This is a genomic window from uncultured Methylobacterium sp. (assembly GCF_964244095.1).
In the GTDB taxonomy this organism is placed as follows: domain Bacteria; phylum Pseudomonadota; class Alphaproteobacteria; order Rhizobiales; family Beijerinckiaceae; genus Methylobacterium.
This window is the reverse complement of record NZ_CAXTHR010000194.1, coordinates 1-6,602: the sequence shown is the minus strand read 5'-3', so window position 1 is coordinate 6,602 and position 6,602 is coordinate 1. Positions and strand designations below refer to the sequence as shown.

The following is a 6,602-nucleotide window of genomic DNA, read 5'->3' as shown; positions in this document are numbered from 1 at the left end:
GCCCATTGCAGCACCTGCATCCCGCCCATCGAGCCGCCGATGCACAGGAACAGGTCGTCGATCCCGAGGTGGTCGAGCAGCATCGCCTGGGCGCGGACCATGTCCCGGATCGTCACCATCGGGAAGTCGAGGCCGTAGGCGCGGCCCGTGCCCGGGTCGGTCGAGGCCGGCCCGGTCGAGCCCATGCACGAGCCGACGACGTTGGAGCAGACGACGAAGTAGCGGTCGGTGTCGATCGGCTTGCCCGGCCCGACCAGCGTCTGCCACCAGCCGGGCTTGCCCGTGACGGGGTGGGGATGAGCGAAGTGCTGGTCGCCGGTGAGCGCGTGGCAGATCAGCACCGCGTTCGAGCGCGCGGCGTTGAGCGTGCCGGCGGTCTGGTAGGCGATCTGGAACGGCGCGAGCGTGGCGCCGGCATCCATCGCCAGCGGCCGGTCGGCCTCGAACCGGGCGATGAGCCCGGACGGGTCGCGCGCCTGCGACGGCTCGCCGGCGTGCGGTTCCGTTCCGAAGGCCGGCGCGGGCCGGAGGGCCGTATCGGGGGGATTGTCCATGACGCGTCTGGAAACGGCTTCTCGCACGCGCTGAGGGTTTGCGAGACCGCAGGCCTCCCGCGCCCGCCGCAGCTTCAGGAGGTAGCGTGCCCGCCCGCGAGCGTCAACGAAAGGGCCGGCATGTCGGCATGCGCTTCCGCCCGCCCTGGCCCTTCGGCGCCGCGGGCCGTAAACACGCCCGGCCGACACCGGCATCAGCCTGTCACGCCATAGCCCGTCACGCCATGCGCTTCCCCAAACGAGCCGCGCCACGGACGGAGGACCTCGCAGCCCTCCGGGCCGAGATCGACCGGATCGACGCCGAGATGCACGCCCTGCTGATCCAGCGGGGCGGGATCATCGACCGGCTCATCGCGGTGAAGGGCACCTCGGCCTCGGGCTCCGCCTTCCGCCCGGGCCGCGAAGCGGCGATGATGCGGCGCGTGGCCGAGCGCCACCGCGGGCTGCTGCCGCTCGACACCGTCGAGGGGATCTGGCGGGTCATCATCGCGAGCTTCACCTACGTGCAGGCGCCGTTCTCGGTCCATGCCGACATCTCCGCCGGCGACCCGGCGATGCGCGACTCCGCCCGCTTCCACTTCGGCTTCACGGTGCCCTACCGGCCGCATCCGACCTGCGCGGCGGTGATCGAGGCGGTGGCGTCCTCCCGCGGCGACCTCGGCATCTTCCGCTTCGACCCGCGTGCCGCCGCAGGCGGGGGCCAGGGAGGCGCGAAGGGGAGCGCGAAGGGGGAAGCTTGGTGGGAGGGGCTGATCGGCGAGGGCCGCCCGAAGGTGATCGCGCGCCTGCCCTTCATCGAGCGGCCGGCGCATCCGGCCGGCACCCCGGTCTTCGTGGTGGCCAAGCCGCTCGAAGACCCGGCGGCCGCGCAGCGCGACTGGGTGCTGCTGGCGGTCCGCTGCGCCTCCTGGTCGCCCGAGGTGGAGCGCGCGCTGCAGGACCTCTACGGCGAGGTGGTGGCGCGGGCCAAGCCCAAGGGCGAGGCCGAGCGCCTGCTGCTCGCGGTGCCCGGCGGCGTCGGCGCACGCCAGCTTCGCGACGCCCTCGACCGCGCCGGCGCGGGTGTGTCGGCCCTCGACGAGACCGGCAGCCACGCGGCGCGCTTCCGGGTGTGAGGGGCCCCCGACTCACCGGGCAGGTCCCCCGGCCGTGCCGGGCGGGCAGTGGGCGTTTCGAGCTTTTCAGGCGTGTCCATCGAAGACACTCTTTCCGTGAGCCGCCAAGCACGCGGGAAGTGTGCCGGCAATGGGCCAGGTCCGCGCGTTCAAGACACGCGAAGCGGGTCGGGAAAGGGGAGCGCCGTATCCGGAGAGGTCGCTCCTCTCTCCCGACCCTCACGTGAGCCGAGGGCCATCCTCCCCCGCAGAGGGGGAGGATGGGTGCCGTCGGTCGCCCTTGCGAGATGTCTGCATCCGGTAGCCCGCAGAGAGGGCGGCGCGGACCGGGATGTCTTCGGTGATGGGGTCTGTCTCACAGCCGCTCCGTCACGAACCGTTCGGCCGCGGGATCGCCGCCGGGCCGGCTGAACGCATCCCGGAGCATCGGGACGACCGCGCCGGCGTCCCCGGCGACGAGGTAGTTCAGGTCGAGGCCCTCGCGGATGAAGCCGTGGGCGCGCATGTGCGCGAACAGCGTCAGCAACGGGTCCCAGAACCCGGCCACGTCGACCAGCAGGATCGGCTTGCGGTGCCGGCCGAGCTGCGCCCAGGTGAGCTGCTCGACCAGTTCCTCCAGGGTGCCGATGCCGCCGGGCAGCGCGACGAAGGCGTCGGAGCGGTCGAACATCATCCGCTTGCGGGTGTGCATGTCGCCCACCACGACCGTCTCCTGGATGTCGGCCAGCATCTGCTCGCGGGCCTGGAGGAAGTCCGGGATGATGCCGGTGACGTGGCCCCCGCCCGCGAGCACCGCGCGGGCGATCGTGCCCATCAGGCCGACGTCGCCGCCGCCGTAGACGAGGCCGAACCCGGCCGCGGCGAGCCCCGCGCCCAGCGCCTCCGCGGCCGCGCGGAACGCCGGATCTCCGCCGAAGCCGGAGCCGCAATAGACACAGACCGTCTTCACCGGAGCCATCCGGCGCCCTCCATCAACCGTGTCGCGGGAGCCGCGGGCCCGCGTTTCCCGGCTCGATCCCGGGCCAAACTGCTGAATTCGCGGGAGGATCGTCCGCGCGAGCCCGCGGCGGCTTGGTGTCCCGGACATGTACGGTAATATGGCGGGGACAGTCGACGGCTTTTCGCAAGGCGATTCCGGGGTCTTCGCGGCCGGGACGGCGTGGCGCTGCCCGCGGCATCGACGAGAGATGGAGCGCCATGACGGCGGAGTTGCGGCGCGGCCTGTTCCTGGCGATCCTCGGGCTGCTCCTCGGCCTCGGGCTGGTCGCGGCCCTGGTCGGCGGTGGCGCCTACCTGAAGCGCGCCGCTCTGCCGGCCGCGCCACCCACCGGAGCGGGGATGGTCGGGGCGCCGCCGCCGGACGCGGCTGCGCCGGCCGACAAGCCCGAGCCCGGCCGGCAGGCCGCCGTCGCGCCGCCGGCGCCCGGCCCGCGGACGGATGCCGGGCCGAACGCCGTCGATCCGGGCGCCTTGCGCTTCGACGTCGTCCGCGTCGAGCCGAACGGTGAAGCCGTCGTGGCCGGGCGCGGCGCGCCGAACGCGGTCGTGGAGCTCCTGGTCGACGGTCGGGCGGTGGCGCGGGCCACCGCCGACCCGAACGGGCAGTTCGCCATCGTCCCGCCGGCGCTGCCCGCCGGCAACAGCGAGATCGTGCTGCGCGCAACCGGCGCCGACGGCCGCGAGACCCGATCGAAGGACAGCGTCGCGGTCTCGCTCTCGCCGTCCCGCGACGCGAAGCCCCTCGTCGCGCTGACCTCCCCCGACAGGCCGACGGTGGTGCTGTCGCAGCCCGAGCCCGCCGCGCGCGCGGCGGCGCAGCGGATACCGAAGCCCGGCACCCCGGCGGCCCGGCGGGCGGGGCCGGCCGATGAGGCGGCAGGCAAGGACGCAGGCAAGGATGCAGGCAAGGATGCTTCGGGAAAACCCGGATCGGTTCCTCCCGCGGCGGGGGCCGCCCCGGTCAAGGTCGTCAGCGTCGATGCGCAGGAGGGCGGGCGCCTCTCCGTGACGAGCCGCGCGTCCCCCGGCGCGAGCGTGCGCCTCTACCTCAACGACACGCTGATCGCGCCGGCGCGGGTCGGGGCCGACGGCACGGCCACCTTCACCATCGGCCGCGGGGTGAAGCCGGGGGATTACCGGGTCCGGATCGATCAGGTCGACCCGGTCTCCGGCAAGGTCCGCAGCCGGGCCGAGGTGCCGTTCTCGGTGCCCGAGCCGGCGCGCGTCGCCGACAAGCCGGCCGGCCGCCTCGCCGCCCGTGACGGTCCGGCTCCGCCGCGGCCGGTTGCGCCGGGCCGGCCGGCCGTCGCGCCGAACCTCTCCGCAGTCCCGCCATCCCCGGCACCCGACAAGGCCGCGCCCGCGCCGAAGGCGCCCGCCGCGGCCGCCAGCCCCACACCCGCGGCCCTCGACCCGCCACGCTCCGACTCGCCGCGCCTCGACCCGGGCGTCTTCGTCCCGGAGATCGCCACGGCCAGGATCATCCGCGGCGACAGCCTGTGGCAGATCAGCCGGCGCACCTACGGCAAGGGCGACCGCTACACGGTGATCTACGACGCCAACCAGGGGCAGATCCGCAATCCGGACCTGATCTATCCCGGCCAGCTCTTCGTCCTGCCGGGCGACGACGCACCCAAGGGCGCGGCCGGGGACGGCAGGCGCGGCTGACGCGGCGGGCCGTGCGTGCGGACGGGGACGGGTGTCGCGGGCGCGCCGCCGGCTTATATGCAGGGTACACAGCCCTCCCGGACCCGCACGCATGACGACCCAACCCGCTCCGGCGGCCGACGCGCCCGTGCCCGAGGACCGCCCCGGCCTCGTCGCCACCTACCGCCGCCTGTGGCCCTATCTCTGGCCCTACGGCCGGCCCGACCTCCAGCGGCGGGTGTTCCTCGCGCTCGGCCTGCTGCTGGTGGCCAAACTCGCGACGATGGTGACGCCGTTCACCTTCAAGTGGATCACCGACGCGCTGGTCGCCGCGGTCGGCGGCAAGGGGGAGGCGATCCCCACCGGCGTCTTCGCCGCGCCGATGGCACTGATCGCCCTCTACGGCCTGTCGCGGATCGTGATGGCCGGGCTGACGCAGGCGCGCGACGGGCTGTTTGCCAAGGTGGCGATGCACGCGGTGCGCCGCCTCGCGCTCCAGACCTTCGAGCACATGCACCGGCTGTCCCTGCGCTTCCACCTGGAGCGCAAGACCGGCGGGCTCACCCGCGTGCTGGAGCGCGGCCGCTCCGGCATCGAAGAGCTGTCGCGCCTGATGGTGCTGACGCTGGTGCCGACGGTCGTCGAGTTCGCGCTCGTGCTCGGCGTGCTCGCCTACGAGTTCGACTGGACCTACTCTGCGGTCGTGTTCGCGATGGTCGCGGCCTATCTCGGCTTCACCTACAAGGCGACCGAGTGGCGGATCGCGATCCGCCGCCGCATGAACGATTCGGATACCGACGCCAACGGCAAGGCGGTCGACTCGCTCTTGAACTACGAGACGGTGAAGTATTTCGGCGCCGAATCCCGCGAGACCACGCGCTACGACGGCGCGATGGCCAAGTACGAAAAGGCTTCGACGCAGACCTACGTGTCGCTGGCCGTCCTCAACGCCGGCCAGGCGGTGATCTTCACGCTCGGCATGAGCGCGGTGATGTGGCTCGCCGCCCGCGACATCCTGGCCGGGCGCACCACCATCGGCGGCTTCGTGCTCGCCAACACCATGCTGGTGCAGCTCTCGATGCCGCTGAACTTCATGGGCATGATCTACCGCGAGATCAAGCAGGCGCTGATCGACATCGACGACATGTTCCGCATCCTCCACCGCAACCCGGAGATCGCCGACCGGCCGAATGTCCCGGCGCTCGTCGCCGGTCCCGGCGTGGTGCGCTTCGAGGACGTGCGCTTTTCCTACAACCCCGACCGGCAGATCCTGCGCGGCGTCTCGTTCGAGATCCCTTCGGGGCGTACCGTGGCGATCGTCGGCCCGTCGGGCGCCGGCAAGTCAACGCTGTCGCGGCTGCTGTTCCGGTTCTACGAGCCGCAAGGCGGCCGCATCACCATCGACGGGCAGGACATCGCCGCGGTGCGCCAGGACAGCTTGCGCGCGGCGATCGGCATGGTGCCGCAGGACACGGTGCTGTTCAACGACACCATCGGCTACAACATCCGCTACGGCCGCTGGGAGGCCACCGAGGCGGAGGTGCGCGAGGCCGCGCGGCTGGCCCAGATCGACCGCTTCGTCGCGTCGCTGCCCGAGGGCTACGAGACGCCGGTAGGCGAGCGCGGCCTGAAGCTCTCGGGCGGCGAGAAGCAGCGCGTGGCCATCGCCCGCACCATCCTCAAGGCCCCGCCGATCCTCGTCCTCGACGAGGCGACGTCGGCGCTCGACTCGTTCACGGAAGCGCAGATCCAGGACGCGCTCGACCGGATCAGCCGCGGCCGCACCACGCTGGTCATCGCCCACCGCCTCTCGACGGTGGTCAACGCCGACGCGATCCTGGTGCTCGATCACGGCATCATCGTCGAGCGCGGCACGCATGCCGACCTGCTCGCCGAAGGTGGCGTCTACGCCGCCCTCTGGAACCGCCAGCGCGAAGCGGATGCGGCGCGCGCCGCCCTCATGCGGGCGGAGGCGGAGCGGGTGCGGGTCGCGCCGGCGCGGGGGGTGCGGGGGGAGGCCGTGCCGGCGGAATAGGCGCGTCGGCAGAGACCGTCAGCCGCCGCCCTTCTGGTCGGCCGCGCCCGGCGCATCGCCCGGGGCCGGAGCACTCTTCGGCAGTTCCGGGTTCTCCGGGTTGTGGGGCGCCGCCACGGGGGCCGGCGGGTTCTCGGCGGTGGCGGTCGGCTTCTCGGCGTCGGGCAGGCCGTCCTTCAGCTTCTCGTTGATCTGCGCGAGGTCGTCCGGCTCGGGGTTCAGGTCCTTGGCGTGCTGCCACTGGAACTTGCC

Annotated in this window: 5 protein-coding genes and 1 pseudogene; 3 read left to right on the top strand and 3 right to left on the bottom strand. The window is 72.9% G+C overall.

Translation table 11 applies throughout. The annotated features are described in order from the left end of the window. Positions 1–554, bottom strand: a 554-nt coding sequence (locus ACFE86_RS20575; RefSeq protein ID WP_375457181.1) for an alpha/beta fold hydrolase, incomplete at its 3' end; no start/stop codon positions are given. A gap of 224 nt (positions 555–778) precedes the next feature. On the opposite strand from ACFE86_RS20575, the gene ACFE86_RS20570 reads away from it, so the two are divergent. Beyond that, complete coding sequence (locus ACFE86_RS20570; protein WP_375457180.1) at positions 779–1,669, top strand: chorismate mutase; 891 nt, start codon at positions 779–781, stop codon at positions 1,667–1,669. 355 nt (positions 1,670–2,024) lie between these two features. On the opposite strand, the gene ACFE86_RS20565 is transcribed toward ACFE86_RS20570, so the two are convergent. Continuing rightward, positions 2,025–2,627: a TIGR00730 family Rossman fold protein gene (locus ACFE86_RS20565; protein ID WP_375457179.1), complete on the bottom strand. Its 603-nt coding sequence runs from the start codon at positions 2,625–2,627 to the stop codon at positions 2,025–2,027. A gap of 239 nt (positions 2,628–2,866) precedes the next feature. Between ACFE86_RS20565 and ACFE86_RS20560 the strand changes: the two genes are divergently transcribed. Together ACFE86_RS20560 and ACFE86_RS20555 are read left to right on the top strand one after the other, a co-directional pair. Further along, positions 2,867–4,336: a LysM peptidoglycan-binding domain-containing protein gene (locus ACFE86_RS20560; protein ID WP_375457178.1), complete on the top strand. Its 1,470-nt coding sequence runs from the start codon at positions 2,867–2,869 to the stop codon at positions 4,334–4,336. 91 nt (positions 4,337–4,427) lie between these two features. Continuing rightward, complete coding sequence (locus ACFE86_RS20555; protein ID WP_375457177.1) at positions 4,428–6,350, top strand: ABCB family ABC transporter ATP-binding protein/permease; 1,923 nt, start codon at positions 4,428–4,430, stop codon at positions 6,348–6,350. Between the two features lie 18 nt (positions 6,351–6,368). Here ACFE86_RS20555 and ACFE86_RS20550 read toward each other — a convergent pair. Further along, positions 6,369–6,602: pseudogene (locus tag ACFE86_RS20550) on the bottom strand (hypothetical protein); the annotation flags it as partial.